This window comes from Adlercreutzia sp. ZJ473 (assembly GCF_013185065.1).
Classification (GTDB): Bacteria; Actinomycetota; Coriobacteriia; order Coriobacteriales; family Eggerthellaceae; genus CAAEEV01.
The window spans coordinates 52,028-73,723 of sequence record NZ_JAAVTO010000003.1 but is presented as its reverse complement, the minus strand read 5'-3'; the positions used below and the strand labels follow the sequence as shown (position 1 = coordinate 73,723).

The following is a 21,696-nucleotide window of genomic DNA, read 5'->3' as shown; positions in this document are numbered from 1 at the left end:
GAGGAGAGGGCCATGGCCCAGGGAGACAAGATCACGTCCGGCAACTTCACGTTCACCGAGACCTCGATCGAGGGCGTCGTCATCGTTGACGTGAGGTCCTACGGCGACGAGCGCGGGCGCTTCGCGGAGACCTACAAGCGGCCCGACTTCGAGGCCGGCGGCATAGGCTGCGACTTCGTGCAGGACAACCAGTCCTCGTCTGTCAAGGGCGTGCTGCGCGGCCTGCACTTCCAGGTAGAGCACCCCCAGGCGAAGCTCGTGCGCGTCATCTCCGGCGAGGTGTTCGACGTGGCGGTCGACCTGAGGGAGGGCGGCCCCACCTTCGGCAGGTGGGAGGGCGCCGTCCTCTCCGCCGAGAACAGGAGGCAGCTCTTCATACCGCGCGGGTTCGCCCACGGGTTCCTCGTGCTCTCGGACGCGGCCGAGTTCTGCTACAAGTGCGACGACGTCTACCACCCGGGCGACGAGGGCGGCCTCATGTGGGACGACCCCGCGATCGGGATCGAGTGGCCCCCGCTGCGGGGCGACGCGGCGTTCGACCCCGCGAAGGTCATCCTGAGCGAGAAGGACAAGAAGCACCCTCCGCTCGGCGGAGAGTAGCCCTCTGCGGTCCTCGAGTCGGGAGGGCAGGGAAATGGACTACAGGTCGCTTCTCGGCAACATGTCGGTCGCCTTCGCGTCCCAGGGCGTCGCGATGTGCCTGAGCGTAATCACGTCCCTGCTCGTCCCGAAGGTCCTCGGCGTGGAGGAGTTCGGCTACTGGCAGCTCTTCCTCCTGTACGCGAGCTACACGGGCTTCTTCCATTTTGGGGTCAACGACGGGGTCTACCTCCTGAACGGGGGGAGGAGTCGGGGCGACCTCGACAGGCGCTCCGTCGCGTCCCAGCTCTACGTGGCGACGGCCGCGCAGGCGGTGATCGCAGCTGCCATGGTGGCAGTCGCGATCACCGGCGGCTTCGGGGAGGAGCGCCGCTTCGTCCTCGTCGCCACGGCGGTCTACATGCTCGTCAACAACGCCGCCAGCTACCTCGGGTTCGTCTTCCAGGCCGTGAACGAGACGAAGCTGTTCTCCTTCTCGGTCATGGTTGACAGGCTGGTGTTCCTCGCGCCCTTGGCTGTTCTGCTGATCCTGCGCGCCGACCAGTTCGAGCCCTATGTCGCGTCCTACGGCTCAGCCAAGGTCGCGGCGCTGCTGTTCTGCGCCTGGAAGGGGAGGGACGTCCTGCGCGTGAGGCCGCTGCCCGTCGGCCGCGCCGTGCGGGACGCCCTCGCGAGCATGAGGGTCGGCGTCAAGCTGATGCTCGCGAACGTCGCCTCGATGCTCGTCCTGGGCGTCATGCGGGTCGTGGTCGACGCCGCCTGGGGGATCGAGGCGTTCGGCGAGGTCTCGTTCTCCCTGACGATGGTCAACTTCTTCCTGGTGTTCGTCGGCCAGGCGAGCATGGTCCTGTTCCCGGCCCTGCGGCGTGCGGGCGGGGCGGAGCTCGGGCTGTTCTTCGAGAGGGCGCGGGCCGCCCTTGCCCTCGCGCTGCCGGCCGTCTACGTCCTGTACTTCCCCGCGAAGCAGGTCCTCTCCCTGTGGCTGCCCCAGTACGAGGCGAGCCTCGTACTGTTCCCGCTGCTCCTGCCCGTATGCGTGTTCGACTCGAGGATGAGCCTTTTGGGGACGACGTTCTTCAAGGTGCTTCGGTGGGAGGGGAGGCTCCTGGCTCTGAACGCCGCGGCCGTGGCGCTCTCCCTGGCGGCGTCCCTCACGGGCGTGTACGCCCTCGGGTCGGTCGAGGCCATGGCTCTGGGCGCCGCGGCGGTCATCGCCGCCCGATCGGTCGTCGCCGAGACGATGGTCGCGAGGCACTTCGGGAGAGCGGGCCTTGGGGCCTCGCTGGGCGAGCTCATGATCACGGCGGCGTTCATCGTCTTGACATCACTGTTGGACGACGCGGCGGCCATGATCGCCTACTCGGCCGTCTACGCGGCCTACCTGCTGGCGAGCAGGAGGATCGCCTCAGACCTGCTCTCCTGCGCGGGGCGCAGGCTCGGAAGGGGGAGACGAGGGTGATGACTGGGCCCACCACGACATCGGATCGTTCGAAAACGCGGCCTGAGCCGCAGGAAACCCCGGGCACCCAAGCTGCGCGGGCAGACGAGCGGGCTTGCCGGGCGGCGAGCAGCGCCCTTCTCGCCGAGTACGGCTCTCTGCGGGAGGAGGCTCTTCAGAAGGTCCAGCTCCACAACACGATCCTGATGTTCGCCGTAACGTCGAACATCGCCGTCTTCGCCCTGGCTTTCACGACGAAGGTCCCTGAGATGTTCCTCCTTCCCCTGGTCGTCGTGGTCCCGGCCACCTGGAAAGCCGTGTACTACAAGATGGGCATGATCAAGCTTGGGACCTACGTGTCTGTCTTCATCGAGCCGGGGGATCCCGACCTGGGGTGGGAGACGCGGGCGGGCGGCCTCTCCATATACGGGGTCGGGGCGAGGTGGGCTCCTCTCTGCGCCGGCTTCGGCAAGTACCTGGACCTCCCCATGGTGGGGGTGTCCTCGATCGTCCTGTACGTGTGGGGCTTGGGAGGCAGCTGGAGCGCGGCGAGCGTGGCCTTCCTGGTCGCCGCCGCTCTGCTCCTCGTGATGCTTCTCCTCGGGATCCTGGCGATGCACGAGGTCGGGAGGAGCAGGGAGAGCTGGCGGAGGAGCTGGCAGGACGTGAGGGAGGGCGAGGCTCGCCCCTAGGAGCCTCTCCCTCTCCTGCTCGCCCCGGCGCCTCAGCTGGTCGCTTCGGCAATGTCCCTTCGGCAAATTGGAGAATACAGTGAATAGGATACTGGTAACCGGCGCGGCCGGGTTCATCGGCGCGTTTCTGTGCAGGCGGCTGCTGGAGGACGGCGGGTGCGAGGTCGTGGGGCTCGACAACGTGAACGGCTACTACGACGTCGGGATCAAGGAGGACCGGCTGCAGATGCTCGCCGAGGCGGCGGGCGGGAGCGCGGGCGACGCGGACGCGGGCGGGTTCTCCGTTGGCAGGCTCACCTTCGTGCGCGGAGACCTGGCCGACGAGCAGGCGGTCGAGGAGCTGTTCGGGGAGCGAGGCTTCGACGTCGTGGTGAACCTCGCCGCGCAGGCGGGGGTGCGCTACTCCATCGAGAACCCGCGGGCCTACGTGGACTCCAACCTCGTCGGCTTCTTCAACGTGCTCGAGGCGTGCAGGAGCCACCCGGTGGGGCACCTGGTCTACGCGATCTCCAGCTCGGTCTACGGCGGCAACGAGAAGGTGCCCTTCGCCGAGGGCGACCGCGTGGACGCGCCCGTGTCCCTCTACGCGGCCACCAAGAAGTCCAACGAGCTCATGGCCCACGCCTACTCCAAGCTCTACTCCATCCCCGCCACGGGGCTTCGCTTCTTCACGGTCTACGGACCGATGGGCCGCCCCGACATGGCCTGCTTCGGGTTCACCGACAAGCTGGTGCGCGGTGAGGCCATCAAGATCTTCAACATGGGCGACTGCCAGCGCGACTTCACCTACGTGGACGACATCGTGGAGGGCGTGGTGCGCGTGATGGGGAACCCTCCCGCGGTGGAGACAGGCGCCGACGGGCTGCCCCGGGCCGCGCACCGCGTGTACAACATCGGCAACTCCAACCCTGAGAACCTCCTCGATTTCGTCGACACGCTGCAGCGCGTGCTCGTGGAGGAGGGTGTCCTTCCTGAGGATTACGACTTCGAGGCGCACCGAGAGCTCGTGCCCATGCAGCCCGGCGACGTGCCCGTCACCTACGCGGACACGAGCGCCCTCGAGCGTGACCTGGGTTTCCGTCCCTCCACGAAGCTGGAGGACGGCCTGCGCGCGTTCGCGCGGTGGTACAAGGGGTACTGCAGGCTGTAGGGGTCCGCTCGGGCGCTGCCGGCCGGGCGGCGCTTATGAACTTTGACAACCGAAGAGAGAGGACTGACTTGACTATGAGAATCGCCGTTGCCGGGACGGGCTACGTGGGGCTCTCGCTGGCGGTGCTGCTGGCGCAGGGGAACCGCGTGGACGCCGTGGACGTGGTGCCCGAGAAGGTCGAGAGGCTCGCGCGGTGGGAGTCGCCCATCGCCGACGCCGAGATAGAGCGCTTCCTCGCCGAGGCCGCGCGCGGGGAGCGGGAGCTCGACCTCCGCCCCACGCTCGACGGGAGGGCCGCCTACGGGCGGGCCGACCTCGTGGTCATCGCCACGCCCACCAACTACGACGAGGAGAGAAACTTCTTCGACACGCGATACGTGGAGCAGGTGGTGGAGCTCGTGCTCGAGGTGAACCCCGAGGCGGTCATGGTGGTGAAGTCCACCGTGCCCGTGGGCTACACGAGGACGCTCTGCGAGCGCTACCTCGAGGGCCGCTTCCTGTTCTCGCCTGAGTTCCTGCGGGAGGGCCGCGCGCTCTTCGACAACCTGCACCCCTCGCGCATCATCGTGGGGGTGCCGAGCGAGTCGCCCTTCGCAGACGAGCTCGAGGGGCGGGCGCGCGAGTTCGCGTCCCTCCTCGCCGAGGGGGCGGAGGAGCCCGCCGACTCAATCCCCACCCTCGTCATGCGCGCCACCGAGGCCGAGGCGGTGAAGCTCTTCGCCAACACCTACCTGGCGCTTCGCGTCTCCTACTTCAACGAGCTGGACACCTACGCGAGCGTGCGCGGGCTCGACGCCGGGCAGATCATCGAGGGCGTGGGGCTCGACCCCCGCATAGGCTCGCACTACAACAACCCCTCGTTCGGCTACGGGGGCTACTGCCTTCCCAAGGACACCAAGCAGCTGCTCGCCAACTTCAGGGACGTGCCGCAGTGCATGATCCAGGCCATCGTCGACGCCAACCGCACGCGCAAGGACTACGTCGCCGAGGAGGTCGTCGACCGCGTCTGGAAGCTGGTCTACGAGGGCGTGGAGAGGCCCGTCGTGGGCGTCTACCGCCTCGTCATGAAGTCGGGGAGCGACAACTTCCGCGCGAGCTCCATCCAGAGCGTCATGAAGCGCGTCAAGGCCAAGGGCATCCCCGTGGTGGTCTACGAGCCCACCTTGGACGACCCCGAGTTCTACGGGAGCGAGGTCACCCACGACCTGCGCGCGTTCAAGGAGCGCTGCGACCTCATCGTCGCCAACCGCTGGAGCCCCGAGCTCGACGACGTGGCGGCCAAGGTCTACACGCGGGATCTGTTCAGGAGGGACTGACGAACAATGGAAAAACCGAAGAAGTTGGTTCTGCTCGGTGCTGGCGGGATGGGCCGGGAGGTTGCTCAGCTCGTCGAGAGGATCAACGCCGTCTCCCTGACGTACGCGCTCCTTGGGTTCGTCGACGATGCCGGCTTCGAACCTGGCGCGAAGCTTAACGGATGCCCTGTGCTTGGGAGCAGCGAGTGGTTGGTAAGCCACAGAAATGAGGTTGTGTGTACATGCACAATTGGGCACGCTGCAACTAAGGAAAAGCTCCAGGCGCGCCTTGCAAGCCAGGGCATCGTGTTCGAGTCGATCGTCGCTCCTGATGTGGAGATCCCCGATTCAACCACCATAGGCCCCGGCTGTGTCTTTTACCCGAGCGTAATAGTATCCGTCAATTGCGGCATAGGCGAGGGCGTCCTGCTCAACTCAGGCGTGACGGTCGGCCACGACTCGACGATCGGAGACTTCACGAGCATCATGCCCGGCACGGGGATAAGCGGCAACTGCCATGTCGGCCGCAGGGTCAACATCGGAGGCCATGCCTTCTTGACCCCAGGTCGCAAGGTGGGCGACGACGCCACCGTTGCCGCGGGAAGCATCGTGTTCAACAACGTTCGCAAAGGCACCACCGTTCTTGGAAACCCTGCAAGGCGGATGCGCGAACTGGAAGGATAGGGAGATGCCTGAATCTTACATCAGATCAGTCGAGTACTACTTGCCTCGCAACGTGCTCGCGAACGACGACCTGGCGAAGCTGTACCCCGAGTGGACCGCGGAGAAGATAGAGGGGAAGACCGGCATAAGGGAGCGCAGGATCGCCGCAGAGGGAGAGACGTCGCTCGACTTGGCCGAGTCGGCCGCAATAAAGCTGTTCGAGCGCAGCGACCTGAGGCCCGAAGAAGTCGACTTCCTGATCTTCGTGACGGAGACGCCCGACTACGTCCTTCCTGCGTCGGCGTGTGTGCTGCATGGCAGGCTCGGCCTCTCCGAGGCGTGCGGCGCTCTTGACGTCAACCTGGGCTGCTCGGGGTACGTCTACGGCCTCTCCCTGGCAAAGGGCCTCGTTTGCGCGGACATAGCGCGAAACGTGCTGCTGCTCACCGCGGACACGTACTCGAAGATCATCCATCCGATGGACAAGTCCACGCGCACCCTCTTCGGCGACGCTGCGGCGGCCACGTGGGTGGCGGCGGAGGGCTTCGCCGAGATCGTCGACTTCGATCTGGGCTCCCGAGGAGCCGGCTACGACCGTCTGATCGTCCCCGCGGGGATGTTTCGCAACCCCAAAAGCGAGCTCACGGGCATCGTCGAGGTCGACGAGAACGGCTACTCACGCAGCGAGGAGAACGTCTTCATGGACGGCGCCGACATCATGTCGTTCTCTATCGACGTGGTCCCGAAGAGCGTCGATAAGCTCCTGGAGCGAAACGGGGTCGGCAGAGACCAGGTCGACCGCTTTGTCTTCCACCAGGCGAATGCGTTCATGCTCGGTTATCTGCGGAAGAAGATGAGGATACCCGCCGACCGGTTCGAGGTGAGCATGGGCGACATAGGCAACACGGTCTCGTCTTCCGTCCCCATCGCCCTCAAGCGCGCGATGGGCAGAGGGGGCATTCCCGAGGGAGGACGAGTCGTTCTCTGCGGATTCGGAGTGGGGCTCTCCTGGGGCTCTGCACTGCTGAGAATTGGAGGCTAAATGCTGACGACGAAGGTAGAAGGCGTGAGGATCGCGGGCATACAGTGCGCAGTCCCGAAAGCCGTGAGAAGAACCGATGAGTGGAAGGAGCGATTCGGCGAGAAGGCGGTCGAGGACTTCAAGAGCATGGTCGGGGTGCAGGAGGTTCACGTCGCCGCCGAGGGGCAGACTTCTTCCGACCTCGCGTTCTCTGCTGCGGAGAAGCTCCTCTCCGACATGGGGGTTGAGAGGGAGAAGATCGGCTGCCTGGTGTTCGTCACCCAGTCTCCCGACTACCGGATTCCCGCCACGGCGTGCGTCCTCCACAAGCGCCTGGGCCTGTCGAAGGACTGCATCGCGCTCGACGTGAATCTCGGCTGCTCTGGCTACGTCTACGGGTTGAACGTCGCCTCCCAGCTTCTGGTCGGCAGCAATGCTGACTATTGCCTCCTGCTCGTCGGGGACACTTTGAGCAAGATCGTTTCCCCTGAGGACAAGTCGGCGTGCATGCTCTTCGGCGACTCCGGCGCAGCCACCCTTCTCGTCAAGGACGGGATCGCCGCACCGATCTCGGCGTGCTTCTCCACCGACGGGGACGGCTTCAAGGCGATCATCGTCCCCTCCGGGGCGTACAGGAACCGCGGCGCCTCCCCGGACAGGGACACGTGGCCCGTCGACGGGAACGTCCGCTCCGACTACGAACTCTACATGAACGGCACGGACGTGTTCTCCTTCACCATTTCCGAAGTGCCGCGTCAGATGAGGCGCTTCATGAAGGAGCTCGGGGCCGGGCCGGACGACTACGACTGCTTCGCCATGCACCAGGCGAACAAGTTCATATTGTCTCAGGTAGCGAAGAAGGCAAAGGTTCCTGCCGACAAGATGCCGATATCAATGGACCGCTACGGGAACACCTCGGTCACCTCCATCCCGCTGACGCTTTGCGATCTCAAGCCGGAGGGTGCCGTCCCCCTGCGTGTGATGATGTGCGGCTTCGGCATCGGGCTTTCCTGGGGGTGCGTCGACGCGCTCATCGACCCGAATGCGTTGAGGGGAATCATCGAAACGGACGAAGCCTTCGAAGATGGGGCGGTGAGCCATGATTAACCCGATGGACCTGACGGGGAAGCACGTCGTCGTCACGGGGGCCTCCTCGGGCATAGGGGCTGAGGTTTGTCGGCACGTTGCGTCTCTCGGGGCAAGGGTCAGCCTCATCGCAAGGAACGAGTCACGCCTGGCGTCTGTGCGCGACAGCCTGAGCGGCGAGGGGCATCGCTGCTTCTGCCTCGACCTGATGGATCCCGGGGCGATTGAGCCGACGATAAAGGGGATCCGCGAAGCCCAAGGCCCCTTTGACGGCGCAGTGTACTGCGCGGGGGTGGGGACGTCTTATCCCTTTCGCATGACGAAGCCGGACAAGCTGCAGAGCATGGCGACGGTGAACTACCTCTCCTATGTTGAGTTCGCGCGCTGCGTCTCCTTGAGGAAGATGAGGGGCGCAGCCCTTTCGATTGTGGGCGTGTCATCAGTTGCAAGCGAGAGAGGTGCGAAGGGGCAGGTGGCCTACGGCTCGACGAAGGCAGCCATGAACGGCGCCATGAGGCCGATGTCGCACGAGCTTTTCGACCAAGGCGTAAGGGTGAACAACGTCCTTCCGGGATGGGTTAAAACCGAGATGGCCGATGCGTTTATCGAAAGTCACGGCACGGAGCTCTTAGATAAAGAGTTCGAGATGATCCAGCACATTGGCTGCATGCTCGATCCCGTTGACGTGGCGAACGTCGTCGCGTTCCTCCTGAGCGATGCCTCGAGGTACGTGACGGGAACCGAGTTCGACCTGACAGGCGGATCGCTCTCATAGAGTTGGTAACTTGTCGTCCGACTGGCGGGCGACTCTGATGAAAGGAAAGAAGAATGGAAGAGAAGCTTGAATTGATCGCGGAGACGCTTGACGTTGAGGCGATTGCCGCAGACGCCGTGCTGGCAGACATGGAGGAATGGAACTCCATGAACAAGCTGTCGATTATCGTCATGATCGACGACGAGTGCGGCAAGAAGGTGACCTCCGAGGACATAAAGGGGTTCAAGACGGTTCAGGACATCATCGACTTCATGGAGTAAGGCTGCTCGCTCGCGAAAAGGACGTCTCAACTCGGGAGGGCCTGACGGCCTCCCGGGCTGAGTGCTGCTCAGCCCTGCGGGGAACATGCGCCGCGCTTATCTGACGAAGACCGCGAACCAGAAGCTCGTATGGGCTCTGCTTGATTACGCGTTCTTCTTGCAATTCGGCTCCCCCGCGCCCAGGGTTGAAAAGCTGCCGTGCGGCAAGCCCGTGTTCGCAGGTTGCCCGGGAGCCCACTTCTCCGTCAGCCATACCAAGGGCTGCGTGATGGTGGTGCTGGGCGACTCGCCGTGCGGCTGCGACGTCGAGCTGGACAGAGCTGTTCCCGAGAGAGCGCTCTCCAGGGTTTCCGCGGCTGAGGAGAGGCGCAGCTTCTCGGCGCTGGAGATCTGGACCTTGAAGGAGAGCGCGGTGAAGCTGGTCGGGGAAGTCCCGGGCGGTGACGTCTACCGGTTCATGGCCAACGCTCGTTTCGAGCGAGTTGGCGGGAAGATCCTCTGCCAAAGCAAGAGGAGCGCTGAGGCGATGACTGCGCAATGCGGCGACTTTCAGGTTGCCATGATGTTTGAAGGCGAGGGCTCGCTCCCCGGTCTCCGCGAGATCGGGGAGCGAGCCCTTTTTGGATACGAAGGATATGTTGATGTGGAACGTTGAGCATAGGGAGGAGCTGCTGGGCCGCCGCAGGAAGGCGGCTGAGGGCGGCGGCTTCGCGCGTATCAAGAAGCAGCACGACAGCGGAAAGCTCACTGCTCGCGAGCGCCTGCAGATCCTCTTCGACGAGGGGTCTTTCGTCGAGATCTGCGGGTTCCGCGAGGCGAGGCCGAACGTCTACGGGGATCGCAAGGTCAGCGTTCCCGGAGACGGCGTCGTCGTGGGCTACGGGACCGTCGACGGCAGGCTGGTATACGCCTCTTCCGAGGATTTCACGGTGAGCGGCGGGAGTCTGGGCGAGATCCACTCGAAGAAGATCTGCCAGGTCATGGACGCGGCCATGAACGCGAAGGCGCCGTTCGTCTCCATCAACGACAGCGGCGGCGCGCGCATAGACGAGGGCGTGTGCGCCCTTTCAGGTTACAGCGGCATGTTCTTGCGGAACACCCGCATGTCGGGCGTCGTCCCGCAGATCGCGGTTGTGCTGGGGCCTTGCGCCGGGGGCGCGTGCTATTCCCCCGCGATCTGCGACTTCGTGTTCATGACGCGCAAGACCTCCAAGATGTTCATCACGGGCCCCGCCGTCATCCGCACGGTGACCCGGGAGGAGATCACGCCCGAGGAGCTGGGCGGAGCGGAGGTCCATGCGAAGGTTTCCGGCGTGAACCACTTCGTGTACGACGATGACGAGTCGTGCCTCAAGGGCGTTCGGAGGCTGCTGTCCTTCCTGCCTCAGAACAATCGGCAGGACCCGCCGGTCATGGCGGGGGAGGCGGTTGACGAGTCCCATCGCTTGGAGGAGATCGTCCCGGACAACCCGAGGCGCGCCTACGACGTGCATCGGGTCATCGAGGCGCTTGTCGACAAGGGGAGCTTCCTGGAGGTCCAGGAGCGGTTCGCCCGAAACGTCGTCGTGGGATTCTGCAGGCTGGACGGGCATGTGCTGGGGATCGTCGCCAACCAGCCCTCCAGCCTCGCGGGGACGCTTGACGTCGACGCGTCGGACAAGGCGTCCCGCTTCATCAGGTTCTGCGACTGCTTCAACATCCCTATCTTCTCCCTGGTCGACGTGTCGGGGTACTTTCCCGGCGTCAAGCAGGAGCATGCGGGGATCATCCGCCACGGGGCGAAGCTCCTGTACGCCTACTCGGAGGCGACCGTGCCCAAGGTCACGCTCATCATGCGCAAGGCGTACGGCGGCGCCTACATCGCCATGAACAGCAAGAAGATGGGCGCCGACCTCGTGTTCGCCTGGCCCATCGCGGAGATTGCGGTCATGGGTGCGGAAGGCGCCGTCGAGATCATGAACAGGCGGGAGATCGCCGCGGCGGACGACCCCGACGCGAAGCGCGACGAGCTGGCAGCTGAGTACACGAAGAAGCATCTGAACCCGTACTTCGCAGCTGCGAACGGCTTGGTTGACGAGGTGATCCTTCCGGAGGAGACCAGGAGCCGCATCGCGCAGGCGTTCGAGGCGCTGCGCGACAAGCTGGTGGAGCTGCCCTGGAAGAAGCACGGCAACATTCCTCTGTAGGCAAGTGAGCGAGATGGGAACGGATATGGGAAAGACGGCGGTTCTGTTCAGCGGGCAAGGGGCCCAGCATCCTGGGATGATGAGGGAGGCGTACGAGACGCTTCCCGCCGCACGGCGGGTGTTTGACGTTGCGAGCGATGCGCTGGGCCGCGACATCGCGGCGCTGTGCTTTGACGGCAGCCAAGAAGAGCTCAACCTCACGTGCAACACGCAGCCCTGCGTGCTGGCGGCCGACCTCGCCGCATACGAGGTCGCCAAAGCTCAAGGGACGGTTGCCGACTGCTTCGCGGGGTTTTCACTGGGCGAGTACGCCGCCCTCGTCTCTGCGGGCTGCTTGGCCCTCGAGGACGCGTTTCCGCTGATCCAGCTTCGGGCGGACGCCATGCAGTCTGCCGTCCCCGTCGGGGAGGGCGCCATGGCCGCGGTGATGAGGGCGGATGCCGAGACGCTGCGCGCTCTGTGCGCTGGCGTGGAGGGATACGTCGAGTGCGCCAACTACAATTCCCCCAGCCAGATCGTCGTCAGCGGGGAAGCGGGCGCCGTCGACTCGCTTGTTGCCGCATGCAAGGAGCGGAAGATCCGCGCGGTGAAGATCCCGGTGAGCGTTCCCGCCCACTGCAGGCTGCTTGCGCCTGCGGCTGACGTGCTGGCGGACGCGCTGAGGGAGGTCGGGCTCAGCGACCCTGTCGCGCCGGTTTACCTGAACGTCGACGCTCGCCCCATCGTGTCTGCGGAAGGTCTGCGTGACAAGATGGTCCAGCAGGTGAAGTCCCCGGTGCTTTGGGTCGACACGCTCCGGAACCTGTGGGCCGACGGGTGCACCGACTTCGTCGAATGCGGCCCCGGCACGACGCTGACGGGCTTCGTGAAGAAGACGCTCAAGGAGGCGCGCGCGACTTCCGTGGAGTGACGAGCCCTTCTTATTGCATCTTGTCCCAAGATCAGCTCATTTGAAAGCCCATCTCGTGATTGAATGCATTAATCGCTGACTCACAAGCGTCAATTACGGGCAAGAAGCTTCTACGCGAATCGTATATACGGTCTTCGATATTATGACCATGACCTCGCATCTTTCCACCCACTCGCATCCCGCGTACCGCATGATGCGGTCTTTGCTGAGCGTGTGGTCGGGAAGGAGAGGAGATCGCCAGGAAGGCCGCGACCATAATCGAGATAGCCAAGGACGAGAACGTTGCCATCGGGAAGAGGGCCGCTTAAGATGAACCATATGAGATTCAGAACCCTCCCACTTTTTATCTGCGATAAACGCCCCCAGATGCTTTGTTCACCAATCTCGCTCTTCTCTTGCACGCGCATTGTCGACTTGGGATTCGAACATGTCTATCGCCTCTGTGATCCATTGCAGCGCAGAGGCGTCCGTTTCTAATTGTTTGTAAGTACGGAGTTCCTGGGTCTTGCTATTTATGGCATCGACCTGACTCCCGCTCCACGAGTAGCTTCCAAGTCTGGCGAATAGGGCTCTTTTGACACGATCGTGTTGCCCGTATGACGCCAACAGCTCTCTTGCCAGGAGAGATTTCCCCCTGTCGTCACGAAGTGCGGGCGCGCAGGCTTGAGCTATCGTCACGGCACGCGTTTCGGGTTTCTCCCTGATCCAGTCCATGATAACGTCGATTGACAGGATATCTAACGGCTTAGCGCTTTTCTCGCTGAAATAGTTGCCAAAACGAGCAGTAACGCTGAAGTCATGAGATTCGAAATACGGAGCTACTGCCTTCCAAGTAGATGTCGGATCGACTGACGCAGCTTTTTCAAAGACCTCTTCCGCATAATATCTCTCTATGTGCGCATTGTTGCTTAACGATCTGGCGGTGTAAGCAGCGATTTCATAAGCATAGCTTGAATCGGAGTCGAGCAAGGCGACGCACATCTCGCGCCAGCTAAACTCGTACGACGAGAGCTCTGCGGGTCGCGCATCGGAGAAGAGCGAGTCTTGCGTTACGAGGCGTATTGCAACATCGTTGGCGATAGCGCCGCCGCTGCGTTTGCGTGAGTACGCTAAGCTTATGGCTAGTCTGGAAGATGCGGGGGTCTCTTTTTGCGATCAGCAAGTTCAAAAACATGAGCAGGTTCTCGTTGCCTACAGTGGCAAGAACACCTCCGAAACGCAGGGGCAGCAGCGAGCTTGCGTCTATAGATCCGCACTCGAACATGTCTGCGATAAGGGAAAAGACCCTGTCGGTCATGCCGGACCCGCAGGCTATGGCTGGAACTAATTCGCGGAGTTCGTCATCTCGAGATATCTGGCTTATCCTCGCCTCCCACAATTCGGTGTCGGCTTCGAAAACCGAGCGGAGGTATCCTGAGCAGAACCTCGGGTCGGCCTTTCTGGTGCCTGGCTGTCCGTGGGCTTTCATGGCCTCAAAGATAGCTTCCCATTGTGTGTTGCCGACGTCGGCCATGCCAAGGGAATAGCCGAACCTCCCCGCCCGTGCAGGTATTTCCGTTGTGAGCCAAGGAAGCATCGTCTCGAACTCGGTCGGGTCGGCCATCGAAAGCCTTGCGAGCTCGTTCATCTTCGCTTCAAGGAAGTCTTGGTGAGGGTCTTCCTTATCGTACTCATCGTCCAACACGTTCATCCCGACATAGCGCCTCATCTGGTCTTCGTAGCCCGTTCCGATGAGCTTTTCCTGCAGCCCTTCGAGGGCTGTTCGGGCTTTATCGCCTAAAAATTGGGAGTGCCTCAGCAGGTCGATGACGCCCCTGGCAATATCCTCCTTCTCGGCATAGCCATTGTCGGCGAGATCCTCGAGCCAGCCGACGGCTTCAGTGCCATCGTCAATCAACTCCACTAGGTGAATACCTCGCTCTACGAGCATTTTTGCGAGGTTCTTTTGGTTAGATTCTTCGTAAATTCTGAGACACCTCGTTCCAAGCGTCCAGATTCGCCTGTACGAGCTCCACCATTCGTCGTGATCGGTAGGGAGCCAGCCGTCTGCTCGCTCATGAAGGAGCTCCGCGTCGCGCAGAGGCTTGATAGCACTCGTTACTACGTCGAGACCTTTCGACATGGCCTTTATCGCAATTGCCTGGATCTCCGGCTGCTCCGATGTGGCTATCTTCTCGAGGACGGGGAATCTGTCTTTCGCCGGCGTAGCGGTGGGTGCGAGCGCTCCGATCCCGTTTGAGAACAGGCTGGCTAATACGCCCGTCGCATTGTTCGTGCAGTGCTCGTTTTCAGCGAGCGATAGCTTCAGCAGCAGGTATGCTGCCCGCTCGAACAGAGGGGGTTCCCAGGCGATTCTCTGGAGAGCGTCGACGAGGCCCCTCCGACCAGACTTTAGTTCCAGCAACTCGCTTGTGCTGCGATTGACGAGGCCCCTCTCGACGAACGTCAGCGTTTTGCGGGGAGCGATGTCAGCTAGGACATCCAAGAGACGTTCGCCTGTGCTGCTCTGAAGAAACGCTGGCGACGAGAAAGGGCCTTGGCCCGCGAAGAGTTCATCAACGATCTGCGGTACGACTTTTGACTCGCGTCCATATTGCAGCATTTCGAAGAACCAGTCGATGAGCTTGCCGCTCAGCTCCTTTCTGCCGTCAATGTGCTTGAATTCTTCGAAGCTGAAGCCAGGACCCTGCTCTTCCCACCATTGCACCCACAACCAGATGTGCATCAGTCGTGGGGTTATGTACAAGGTGTAGTCGCCCTGCAGAAGCTTCTTTTCGCGCAGGCGATGGATGATTTCGCGTATCTCGCATTCGGGAATGCCGGTGGACTTCTGGATCTTTGTGACTACAAGATTGCCTTCTTCTCGATAGGGCCCCTCGTAACCGAAGCGGCGGAAAAGAGCTAGCCACTTCATAACCCGGATGCGCTTCCTCGCGGCTTCGCTTTCTGGGTTTTCTGGTGCGGCGATGCATCGTGGCCAGATGTTGTCTCTGTAAGATATGTCGAAGTTGCCAGTGCGGGAAATTTGCTCACCGAGGATATGGGCTACACGTGGGGAGCCGCTGCAAAACCCCGCAAGGTCGCGCGCTTTGTAATCGGGAATGCCGTATGACTTGACTATCTCCGCAACTTCTTCTTGGCTGAGCGGCTGAACGCTCACTATTGACTGACCGGGGTGTTGGCGCTTAACTTCGTTGAAGATGGTTATGAGCTTTATCCTGTTGGATACGGATGCGATGCGATCCCACATCGTGTCGTGCCGCTCCGAGTCGCACTCGTCGACTACGAGCACGCATCTGCTTGTCGAATCGGTCATGGTGAGGGAGTTGAGGAAGCCTGGGGGCAGGGCTGAGGGCCTTTCTGCATATATCACTGTTTCTTTGCATCCGTCGACGTTTAGCGCTTCTAGGACAAGGCGGGTCTTGCCGACGCCTGCCTCACCGAATACTCGAATAGCTTCGGAGCTGTTTTTAAGGACCGAATCTCTGATGTCCGAAACTGAGCTTTGCTGGCTTTCTCCTGGGCTGATGTTGGCGTGCATAGTCTGAAGCCGCCTCCATTGCTCGATTGTCATCAGATCTGAAGGCGTTTGCCCCTTAACAGCCATGCACAGCGAAGGAAAGTCCTGCAGGAAGCCCACGAGCTTGCTTTGGCGCCAGACTTCGATATTGGGATAGTTTTCGCAATTTGGCATGAACTGCGCTATGGCTTCCTGGACGTGTCGAACGGACTGTCCTTCTTCTCGATCAGGCGCGTCACTGCCGAACAACACGACAACAAGGGTTCCGCCGCTTTCAATGCACGATTTCACACGGCTGCAGATTCCCGTCTTTGTGGAAATGATACCCTTGGCCCCATTCGCTGTTCTGATGTCCGCTGTGCCGGTTTTGATTTGGTAGCATGTGAAACCTTGCTTGATTATTCCGTGACCTTTGGAGTTTGGATGGGCGTCGGACACTTGACCATCGATGCCGCCGTCGCGGGTTGTGATGGCGCTGTCGGACGAGGGTATGTCGATCTTGCTTATTTCAACATCGACGTGCTTGGCCTCCGCGAATACTAGGTCGCGAAAAACGGTGACGGCCTTCTGTGCGTTTAGTCGGCCGAGATCTTCGGGAGCTATACCGAAGTAGCTGTTCATTGACCCCTCCACTGTGCGCAAATTGGCATAAGCCTCCAAGTGGAAAGCTGCCTGCAGAGTTAATTATATCCCGTGAAATTAAGCATGTTTGATGTTAGCCAGTCTTGACGTACTTTTGATGGAGAGGCTTTTCATGAATTCGTCTTCTAGGCCTGCTCAACGCGGACGAGCCAGGGGTCTTTCTGTCTCCTTGCGGGCCAGCATGGCGTTGGCCCGGGGCGAGCTCCTTCTGGCGTGGCGTTTGCAAACCTGTCACCAAATCTCACCTGCGGCGTTTGTAGATCTCGCTGCGGTGGGCAACGTCCACGACCAAGATCAGCAGGATCTCGTCCTCGATGTCGCAGATGATTCGGTAATCCCCGACGCGGTAGCGCCACAGCCCCGACAGATTCCCGACGAGCGCCTTTCCCGTGCTTCTCGGGTCGTCGAGCTGCGCGATCTCGCGCAGCTTCGACGCGATACGTCTGGCAGTTCGCTTGTCGAGTTTCGCGAGCGTGCGCTCAACGCCCTTGTCGAGCTCAATCCGCCAAGCCAAGGTGCTCCTCCAGCTCGTCGAGCGTCACGGTCTCAAGGCGGCCAGCACGGAAGTCCTCGACTTTCTTGAGGATGTCGTACTCGTACTCAAGCCTGTCTATCGAGCTTGAGAGCGCCTCTGTCATGTAGAACGTCTTCGTTCGGCCCGTCGCCTTCGCTAGCCGGTCGTACCGGGCTGACAGATCCTCTGGTATTCTCAATGCCGCCGTCGCAGTCGCCATCCCGTACCTCCTTGTGACGTCTGTGCTGTAAACACGTTATACACTCTAACACAGAATTACGCTTGCGATTGCTCTGACCTTTGTTCCTTGTGTCCATCGAGGCTATAGCTTAGGGATGGATCTCAGTGCTTCATCTATCGTTCGGGAGAGTTTTTCGAGTTCTGACCTGGTTTTGAGGCGCGTTAGCAAAGATTGCGCGGATGGTCGAACTGGGGGACATGATGACGATTCCAACGCAGCTTAACCGCATGGGATATAATCGGGTGGCAAGGAGCCGATCCGGGCAGAACCGTAGGAGGGCCGGGCTGTGGCGAAGGACAGCGAGAAGATGGTCGACTACATGGTCATGATCGTGAACGAGTACGCCGACTTTTCGGGCATTTCCCAGAAGGAGGCGTTCTCGCGGCTGCTTTCCTGCGGCGGCATCGACGCACTCGAAGAGAGCTACGAGATAGAGCACACCCTCCCCGTCTCATCGACGCTCGACGCGCTGAACGCACTCTACGCTAGAAGCCGGGCGGGGCTGGCATGATTCTGTATCATGGCTCCAACGTCGAAATCGATGAGGTAGACCTCTCGCGCTCTAACCCTTACAAGGACTTCGGCAGGGGCTTCTACCTCACGAGCCTTCGCATCCAGGCAGAGAAGATGGCCGCGCGCACGTCGAGGTTCTATGGCGGCACGCCTGTCGTGACTGCTTTCGAGGTGCCGGACGACATCCTTGAGAATAGCTCGCTGAGGGTTCGCGTGTTTGAAGGCGTTTCCGAGGAGTGGGCGGTGTTCGTCATCAACAACCGGGATCGTCGTTTCGCAGACATCGCTTCCGAGGAGTGCAATGCCGACTGCAAATACGACGTCGTCTACGGTCCGGTGGGCAATGATGACGTCACGCTTCTCCTACGCCAGTTCGCCAGGGGCTATATTGACGAGAGAAGGCTGAAGGAGGGTTTGGCGTACAAGAGGGCGTCGGATCAGTTCTCCTTCCACACGCCTCGCGCGGTGGCTCTTCTGTCGAAAGTCGGTGCTTGGCATGTCCTCTGATGTTGCGCAGCTGATTGAATACAACACCCAAGATGTCGTGAAGATAATCATGCACGAGCGTGGCTGCTCGGCGGTGGATGCCATGCGGGAGTTCTATGCTTCGAAGACGTTCGAGGGTCTTGTCGACCCCGAGACCGGCCTGTACCTGCAGAGCCCCTCGTATCTCTACGCCGTGCACGTGAAGCTGATTGATCTTGGGGAATGCGCCCCAAGGAAGTGAAGATGAGGCGCTGGAGAGATTCGGCTCAGACGCTCAGTTCACCACACGCATCTCGAAAAACCACTTCCGAACATAGCCGCCCGAGTTGCCTGCGCGCATGCTTCATGGCATATCTTGTTCGAAACGAAAGCCTCGAAAGGTCGCTCGCGGAAATAGGTAGCTTTTCAAAGCAACCGCAACACTTGGGTGAGCATTTACAACTAGCCGTTCCATAATGCTATTGATTGTATATCGTTCTGCTTTACAATAGATAGGCGATATGATATTGTCGCGGCAAGATGAAAGGAGGCCTGTCGTGGCTACTGCGATGGTTAACGTGCGCATGGATGAGGAAACCAAGAAGAACATGGAGTCGGCGTGTAAGGAGCTCGGCATGAGCATGTCGACCGCTTTCAACATCTTCGCCAAGAAGATGGGTCGTGAGCGCCGCATTCCGTTTGAGGTCTCCGTGGATCCGTTTTACAGCGAAGAGAACCTCGCCCATCTTCGCCGCTCGGCGGCTGCTCTTGATGCTGGTGCTGGAGTAGCTCGGGAGCTTGTCGATGAATAAGATCTGGGCGCCCGAGGCGTGGGATGAGGATCCGAGAGGGAAGCCTTGAGATCGCGTCCTGCAAGTCTCATTACGGAGATCGGTAGGCCATCGGCGGAGACGCGCAGTCAAGTGCGATCCATGCTCTTCAGGAAGGACTCGCTCAAGAGTTCGGGGCGCTACGGCGCTTGGGCTGCTTCTGGTCGCGTACGGGAGCAATGTGGGTGACGTCGCGGGCGCTGTCCTCGACGCTTCGCACCACGTAGCCTATTTCCACGCCCTCACGCACGGCAGGCGCCGGGCCGCGCTTGCCTTGTCGTCGAAGCCTTCCAGGCCAGCCGCCTACGCGTCGCGCAGCCTTACAGAAGCCCGGCCATGTACAGGGGCAGATACGTGCGGTCGCCCTCCGCCCGAAGCTGCTTGGGGTGGAGCACTATCTCGACGCCCGCGCGCTTGGCGTACTTCCTCTTGAAGTCATCGAGCGAGACCGTGGAGTAGCTTTTGGATGACTTGACCTCGATGGGGCTGACGCGAAGCTTCCCGCCCGCGCTCCCGTAGGGCCCTGTGACGAGGAAGTCGATCTCGCGCGGGCGGGGTCGCGCCCCTTCTCTCCGTCCGGGCTCCTCCCAGGTGTGGTAGAAGAGCGCATGGCCGCGGGCGCGCAGCTGCTGGGCCACGACGTTCTCCGCGAGCATGCCGCGGTTGACGCTCACGCGCCCGAACTGGATGTCCCGGTGCACCTCCATGGACCTGGGCCCGTCGGCGAAGGCGAGCGTGACGAGAAGGCCCGTATCGGCCATGTAGAGCTTGAGGGAGCTGGCCTTTTCGGAGAGGCGGAGTCCGACGGAGGGGTCCGTGCACAAGCGGCACGGGTTCACGAGGTGCGCGTCCTCCAGCCAGTCGATGGCGGGTTCGTACTCCTCGAACCGCCCCGTCCCGCCTTTCCCGGCCCCCTCTCCCGCGCTTGCGAACTTGAAGCGCTTAGACGCGGCGGAAAGCTGACCGGGAAGCTCTTGGAAGAGCGCGCGTGCGCGACGCGCCTCGGTGCCGCCGAACTTTCCGATGTCCTCGAGGTACAGGTTGAGGATGTTCCGCTTGACGCGGTCGCAGGGGCCGAAGTCCTTGGACTCGGCGAACGCCTGCACGGACTGGGGCATGCCGCCTACGAGCATGTACTCGTTGAACGCGCGCATGATCTTCGCGTGCACCGAGTCGGGCAGCGGCGCTCTGCGCTCGAACGCGTCGCGTATGGCGTCGACGTACGCGTCAAGGCCCAAGGCCCACAGGTACTCGTCGAAGTCGAGCGGGTGCAGGGGCAGGCGCTCTTCCTCGGACGGGATGACGATGTCCTTCACGTTCTTGCGGATGGAGATGAGGGAGCCCGTCTCGATGTAGTCGAAGCGCCCGTCAGCAACGAGGTGCTTGATGTACTCGCGTGCTATGGGGAGCCGCTGCACCTCGTCGAATATGATGACGGACTTGCGCTCGGGGAGCTTCTTCGCGTAGTGGAGCTGGAGCATGCGCAGGAACGCATCGACGTCTTCCCTCTCGTTGAGGAAGAGGTTCGCAACGGCTTTGGGCGCTTTGGAGAAGTCGATGTAGATGGAGTCGGCGTACTCGGCCGAGGCGAACTGTTGCACGAGCGTCGTCTTGCCCACGCGGCGCGCCCCCTCGACGAGGACGGCGCTCTTGCCTGCGGACACGTTCTTCCACTCCAGCAGTTTGTCGTAGCACTTCCGCTTGAACATCCTAGGGACCTCCTGATGAGAGATGCAAGAATACGCTAGTCCACAATAGCTCCTTACTGCAAGAATACGCAAGTTCTAGCGCATCTGATACTGCAAAAATTCGTTACATCAATATCAAGAGTTGATTGCCATCTTTAGTGCCAAACACCAGGCATTAGGTCTGTCAGTGTCGCAAAATGCGGGCACATCCGATGTCGTAGCATGTCCCCATGCGCCTTCTCGCCATGCGAGATAGGAGGTAATCATGGGAAAGGACGCATACCGGCATATCAGCGTATCCAGCAGGCGGACCATCGCTGTCGTCTAGATGCGGCGAGGCTGTTCTCTAGGGGCTCCGTTTTCTGACTCATCTCTGCTCGTTCTGCACGAGATCGGCGACCTGGAAGAAGCGGTCGCGCTTTTCCTGACATGCTGCTACAATGTAGCTACAAACGTAGCTATATGAGGGAGGCAATCATGTCGGCTGCTGACGCAATGACTGACGTCATCAGGATTCGCATCGAGCCTGAGAAAAAGACGGCGCTTGCCGAGCTCTACCGGTCTCGCGGGACGAACCTGTCCCAGGCGGCGCGCGACTTCTTTGATACCGAGCTGGAGTCGGCTGAAAGCCCTCTCGATCGGTTCGATGCCATCATGGCCGCTGCCGACGAGAAGCTTGACGCCTACGAGGCGCCCGAGCCAACCATCGAGGACATCGTGGCCTATGTCGAGAAGGTTCGAGAGGTCAGGTCTCGGGACTTGGTGGCATAGGCCATGGTGAACGTGGTCATCGACACGAACGTGCTCGTGGCATCGCTCATCAAGCGCAACGGCCCCAACCGCCAGGCTTTGAGGAAGATCCTCGATCCTGCCACGCCCCTCAGGCTGTGCTATAGCTCTCAGATGGTCGACGAGTACGCCGACGTACTGCATCGGCCTCTCGTCTCGTCACGCGGCCTCGTCCCCCAAGCCGACGCGCTCCTTCGCCTTGTGCTCGACGTCGGGGAGGAGGTCGTTCCCAAGTACATTCCCGCCATCGTCTTCCCCGACGAGAAGGATCGTCCGTTTCTCGAGGCAGTGGTGTACGTGAGCGGCGTGCTGCTGACCAACAACCTCAAGGACTTCCCCTTCCTGGGCGTCACCGTAATCGGCCCTGAGGACTTCCTCGGCTGGTGCGCGGAAGCGGGCGTGTAGAAGACCCTCGCTT

The 21,696-nt window shown here is 61.4% G+C and carries 24 protein-coding genes; 19 read left to right on the top strand and 5 right to left on the bottom strand.

The window, feature by feature from the left end; genetic code table 11:
* Window positions 1-12 precede the first annotated feature (12 nt).
* The 13 genes from rfbC (at window position 13) to fabD (ending at window position 12,076) form a co-directional block, all read left to right on the top strand.
* Entirely contained in the window at window positions 13-600 is a 588-nt protein-coding gene (gene rfbC, locus HRL41_RS01360; RefSeq protein ID WP_172135179.1) for a dTDP-4-dehydrorhamnose 3,5-epimerase, read from the top strand.
* 34 nt (window positions 601-634) lie between these two features.
* A complete protein-coding gene (locus HRL41_RS01355) occupies window positions 635-2,059 on the top strand; it encodes a hypothetical protein (RefSeq protein ID WP_172135178.1) in 1,425 nt (474 codons plus the stop codon).
* Entirely contained in the window at window positions 2,059-2,730 is a 672-nt protein-coding gene (locus HRL41_RS01350) for a hypothetical protein (protein ID WP_172135177.1), read from the top strand. The genes HRL41_RS01355 and HRL41_RS01350 overlap by 1 nt, the downstream gene beginning before the upstream one ends.
* A gap of 79 nt (window positions 2,731-2,809) precedes the next feature.
* Window positions 2,810-3,880 (top strand): NAD-dependent epimerase/dehydratase family protein, encoded by a 1,071-nt coding sequence (locus tag HRL41_RS01345; RefSeq protein ID WP_172135176.1) that lies wholly within the window; start codon window positions 2,810-2,812, stop codon window positions 3,878-3,880.
* A gap of 74 nt (window positions 3,881-3,954) precedes the next feature.
* Window positions 3,955-5,196 (top strand): nucleotide sugar dehydrogenase, encoded by a 1,242-nt coding sequence (locus HRL41_RS01340; RefSeq protein ID WP_172135175.1) that lies wholly within the window; start codon window positions 3,955-3,957, stop codon window positions 5,194-5,196.
* A gap of 6 nt (window positions 5,197-5,202) precedes the next feature.
* Entirely contained in the window at window positions 5,203-5,859 is a 657-nt protein-coding gene (locus HRL41_RS01335; protein ID WP_172135174.1) for a NeuD/PglB/VioB family sugar acetyltransferase, read from the top strand.
* 4 nt (window positions 5,860-5,863) lie between these two features.
* Entirely contained in the window at window positions 5,864-6,880 is a 1,017-nt protein-coding gene (locus HRL41_RS01330) for a ketoacyl-ACP synthase III (RefSeq protein ID WP_172135173.1), read from the top strand.
* Window positions 6,881-7,966, top strand: a complete 1,086-nt coding sequence (locus HRL41_RS01325) for a 3-oxoacyl-ACP synthase III family protein (protein ID WP_172135172.1) — start codon at window positions 6,881-6,883, stop codon at window positions 7,964-7,966.
* Window positions 7,967-7,970: 4 nt separating this feature from the next.
* Window positions 7,971-8,720: an SDR family NAD(P)-dependent oxidoreductase gene (locus tag HRL41_RS01320; RefSeq protein WP_172135171.1), complete on the top strand. Its 750-nt coding sequence runs from the start codon at window positions 7,971-7,973 to the stop codon at window positions 8,718-8,720.
* A 53-nt stretch (window positions 8,721-8,773) separates the two neighbouring features.
* Entirely contained in the window at window positions 8,774-8,980 is a 207-nt protein-coding gene (locus tag HRL41_RS01315) for an acyl carrier protein (RefSeq protein ID WP_172135170.1), read from the top strand.
* Between the two features lie 268 nt (window positions 8,981-9,248).
* Window positions 9,249-9,635 (top strand): 4-phosphopantetheinyl transferase family protein, encoded by a 387-nt coding sequence (locus tag HRL41_RS01310; protein WP_172135169.1) that lies wholly within the window; start codon window positions 9,249-9,251, stop codon window positions 9,633-9,635.
* Entirely contained in the window at window positions 9,622-11,166 is a 1,545-nt protein-coding gene (locus tag HRL41_RS01305) for an acyl-CoA carboxylase subunit beta (RefSeq protein ID WP_172135168.1), read from the top strand. Before HRL41_RS01310 ends, HRL41_RS01305 begins: the two co-directional genes overlap by 14 nt.
* 25 nt (window positions 11,167-11,191) lie before the next feature.
* Complete coding sequence (gene fabD, locus HRL41_RS01300) at window positions 11,192-12,076, top strand: ACP S-malonyltransferase (protein ID WP_172135167.1); 885 nt, start codon at window positions 11,192-11,194, stop codon at window positions 12,074-12,076.
* 375 nt (window positions 12,077-12,451) lie between these two features.
* On the opposite strand, the gene HRL41_RS01295 is transcribed toward fabD, so the two are convergent.
* The 4 genes from HRL41_RS01295 to HRL41_RS01280 form a co-directional block, all read right to left on the bottom strand.
* Window positions 12,452-13,045, bottom strand: coding sequence for a hypothetical protein (locus HRL41_RS01295; RefSeq protein ID WP_172135166.1), 594 nt, complete (start codon window positions 13,043-13,045; stop codon window positions 12,452-12,454).
* A gap of 22 nt (window positions 13,046-13,067) precedes the next feature.
* Complete coding sequence (locus tag HRL41_RS01290) at window positions 13,068-16,217, bottom strand: hypothetical protein (protein ID WP_172135165.1); 3,150 nt, start codon at window positions 16,215-16,217, stop codon at window positions 13,068-13,070.
* A gap of 262 nt (window positions 16,218-16,479) precedes the next feature.
* Window positions 16,480-16,752: a type II toxin-antitoxin system RelE/ParE family toxin gene (locus tag HRL41_RS01285; RefSeq protein WP_172135164.1), complete on the bottom strand. Its 273-nt coding sequence runs from the start codon at window positions 16,750-16,752 to the stop codon at window positions 16,480-16,482.
* Window positions 16,736-16,972, bottom strand: coding sequence for an antitoxin (locus HRL41_RS01280; RefSeq protein ID WP_172135163.1), 237 nt, complete (start codon window positions 16,970-16,972; stop codon window positions 16,736-16,738). The genes HRL41_RS01285 and HRL41_RS01280 overlap by 17 nt, the downstream gene beginning before the upstream one ends.
* 307 nt (window positions 16,973-17,279) lie before the next feature.
* On the opposite strand from HRL41_RS01280, the gene HRL41_RS01275 reads away from it, so the two are divergent.
* The 4 genes from HRL41_RS01275 to HRL41_RS01260 all read left to right on the top strand — a co-directional run bounded on the left by HRL41_RS01275 (window position 17,280) and on the right by HRL41_RS01260 (window position 18,783).
* On the top strand, window positions 17,280-17,504 hold the full coding sequence (locus HRL41_RS01275) for a DUF3791 domain-containing protein (protein ID WP_172135162.1): 225 nt from the start codon (window positions 17,280-17,282) through the stop codon (window positions 17,502-17,504).
* Window positions 17,501-18,013, top strand: a complete 513-nt coding sequence (locus HRL41_RS01270) for a DUF3990 domain-containing protein (RefSeq protein WP_172135161.1) — start codon at window positions 17,501-17,503, stop codon at window positions 18,011-18,013. The genes HRL41_RS01275 and HRL41_RS01270 overlap by 4 nt, the downstream gene beginning before the upstream one ends.
* Complete coding sequence (locus tag HRL41_RS01265; RefSeq protein ID WP_172135160.1) at window positions 18,003-18,233, top strand: hypothetical protein; 231 nt, start codon at window positions 18,003-18,005, stop codon at window positions 18,231-18,233. Before HRL41_RS01270 ends, HRL41_RS01265 begins: the two co-directional genes overlap by 11 nt.
* 295 nt (window positions 18,234-18,528) lie before the next feature.
* Window positions 18,529-18,783: a type II toxin-antitoxin system RelB/DinJ family antitoxin gene (locus tag HRL41_RS01260; RefSeq protein ID WP_172135159.1), complete on the top strand. Its 255-nt coding sequence runs from the start codon at window positions 18,529-18,531 to the stop codon at window positions 18,781-18,783.
* A gap of 338 nt (window positions 18,784-19,121) precedes the next feature.
* Here HRL41_RS01260 and HRL41_RS01255 read toward each other — a convergent pair whose 3' ends face one another.
* A complete protein-coding gene (locus HRL41_RS01255; RefSeq protein ID WP_172135158.1) occupies window positions 19,122-20,510 on the bottom strand; it encodes an ATP-binding protein in 1,389 nt (462 codons plus the stop codon).
* 456 nt (window positions 20,511-20,966) lie between these two features.
* Between HRL41_RS01255 and HRL41_RS01250 the strand changes: the two genes are divergently transcribed.
* Both HRL41_RS01250 and HRL41_RS01245 read left to right on the top strand, forming a co-directional pair.
* Window positions 20,967-21,260 carry a hypothetical protein gene (locus HRL41_RS01250; RefSeq protein WP_172135157.1) on the top strand — a complete coding sequence of 98 codons (294 nt, stop codon included), beginning with the start codon at window positions 20,967-20,969 and terminating at the stop codon, window positions 21,258-21,260.
* Window positions 21,261-21,263: 3 nt separating this feature from the next.
* Window positions 21,264-21,683 (top strand): putative toxin-antitoxin system toxin component, PIN family, encoded by a 420-nt coding sequence (locus tag HRL41_RS01245; RefSeq protein ID WP_172135156.1) that lies wholly within the window; start codon window positions 21,264-21,266, stop codon window positions 21,681-21,683.
* Window positions 21,684-21,696: the final 13 nt, after the last annotated feature.

Bases quoted from the DNA above. Each gene is read 5' to 3' on its own strand.
- rfbC (WP_172135179.1), top strand. From the start codon at position 13: ATGGCCCAGGGAGACAAGATCACGTCCGGCAACTTCACGTTCACCGAG.
- HRL41_RS01355 (WP_172135178.1), top strand. From the start codon at position 635: ATGGACTACAGGTCGCTTCTCGGCAACATGTCGGTCGCCTTCGCGTCC.
- HRL41_RS01350 (WP_172135177.1), top strand. From the start codon at position 2,059: ATGACTGGGCCCACCACGACATCGGATCGTTCGAAAACGCGGCCTGAG.
- HRL41_RS01340 (WP_172135175.1), top strand. From the start codon at position 3,955: ATGAGAATCGCCGTTGCCGGGACGGGCTACGTGGGGCTCTCGCTGGCG.
- HRL41_RS01335 (WP_172135174.1), top strand. From the start codon at position 5,203: ATGGAAAAACCGAAGAAGTTGGTTCTGCTCGGTGCTGGCGGGATGGGC.
- HRL41_RS01330 (WP_172135173.1), top strand. From the start codon at position 5,864: ATGCCTGAATCTTACATCAGATCAGTCGAGTACTACTTGCCTCGCAAC.
- HRL41_RS01325 (WP_172135172.1), top strand. From the start codon at position 6,881: ATGCTGACGACGAAGGTAGAAGGCGTGAGGATCGCGGGCATACAGTGC.
- HRL41_RS01320 (WP_172135171.1), top strand. From the start codon at position 7,971: ATGGACCTGACGGGGAAGCACGTCGTCGTCACGGGGGCCTCCTCGGGC.
- HRL41_RS01315 (WP_172135170.1), top strand. From the start codon at position 8,774: ATGGAAGAGAAGCTTGAATTGATCGCGGAGACGCTTGACGTTGAGGCG.
- HRL41_RS01310 (WP_172135169.1), top strand. From the start codon at position 9,249: ATGGTGGTGCTGGGCGACTCGCCGTGCGGCTGCGACGTCGAGCTGGAC.
- HRL41_RS01305 (WP_172135168.1), top strand. From the start codon at position 9,622: ATGTGGAACGTTGAGCATAGGGAGGAGCTGCTGGGCCGCCGCAGGAAG.
- fabD (WP_172135167.1), top strand. From the start codon at position 11,192: ATGGGAAAGACGGCGGTTCTGTTCAGCGGGCAAGGGGCCCAGCATCCT.
- HRL41_RS01290 (WP_172135165.1), bottom strand. From the start codon at position 16,217: ATGAACAGCTACTTCGGTATAGCTCCCGAAGATCTCGGCCGACTAAAC.
- HRL41_RS01280 (WP_172135163.1), bottom strand. From the start codon at position 16,972: ATGGCGACTGCGACGGCGGCATTGAGAATACCAGAGGATCTGTCAGCC.
- HRL41_RS01270 (WP_172135161.1), top strand. From the start codon at position 17,501: ATGATTCTGTATCATGGCTCCAACGTCGAAATCGATGAGGTAGACCTC.
- HRL41_RS01265 (WP_172135160.1), top strand. From the start codon at position 18,003: ATGTCCTCTGATGTTGCGCAGCTGATTGAATACAACACCCAAGATGTC.
- HRL41_RS01255 (WP_172135158.1), bottom strand. From the start codon at position 20,510: ATGTTCAAGCGGAAGTGCTACGACAAACTGCTGGAGTGGAAGAACGTG.
- HRL41_RS01250 (WP_172135157.1), top strand. From the start codon at position 20,967: ATGTCGGCTGCTGACGCAATGACTGACGTCATCAGGATTCGCATCGAG.
- HRL41_RS01245 (WP_172135156.1), top strand. From the start codon at position 21,264: ATGGTGAACGTGGTCATCGACACGAACGTGCTCGTGGCATCGCTCATC.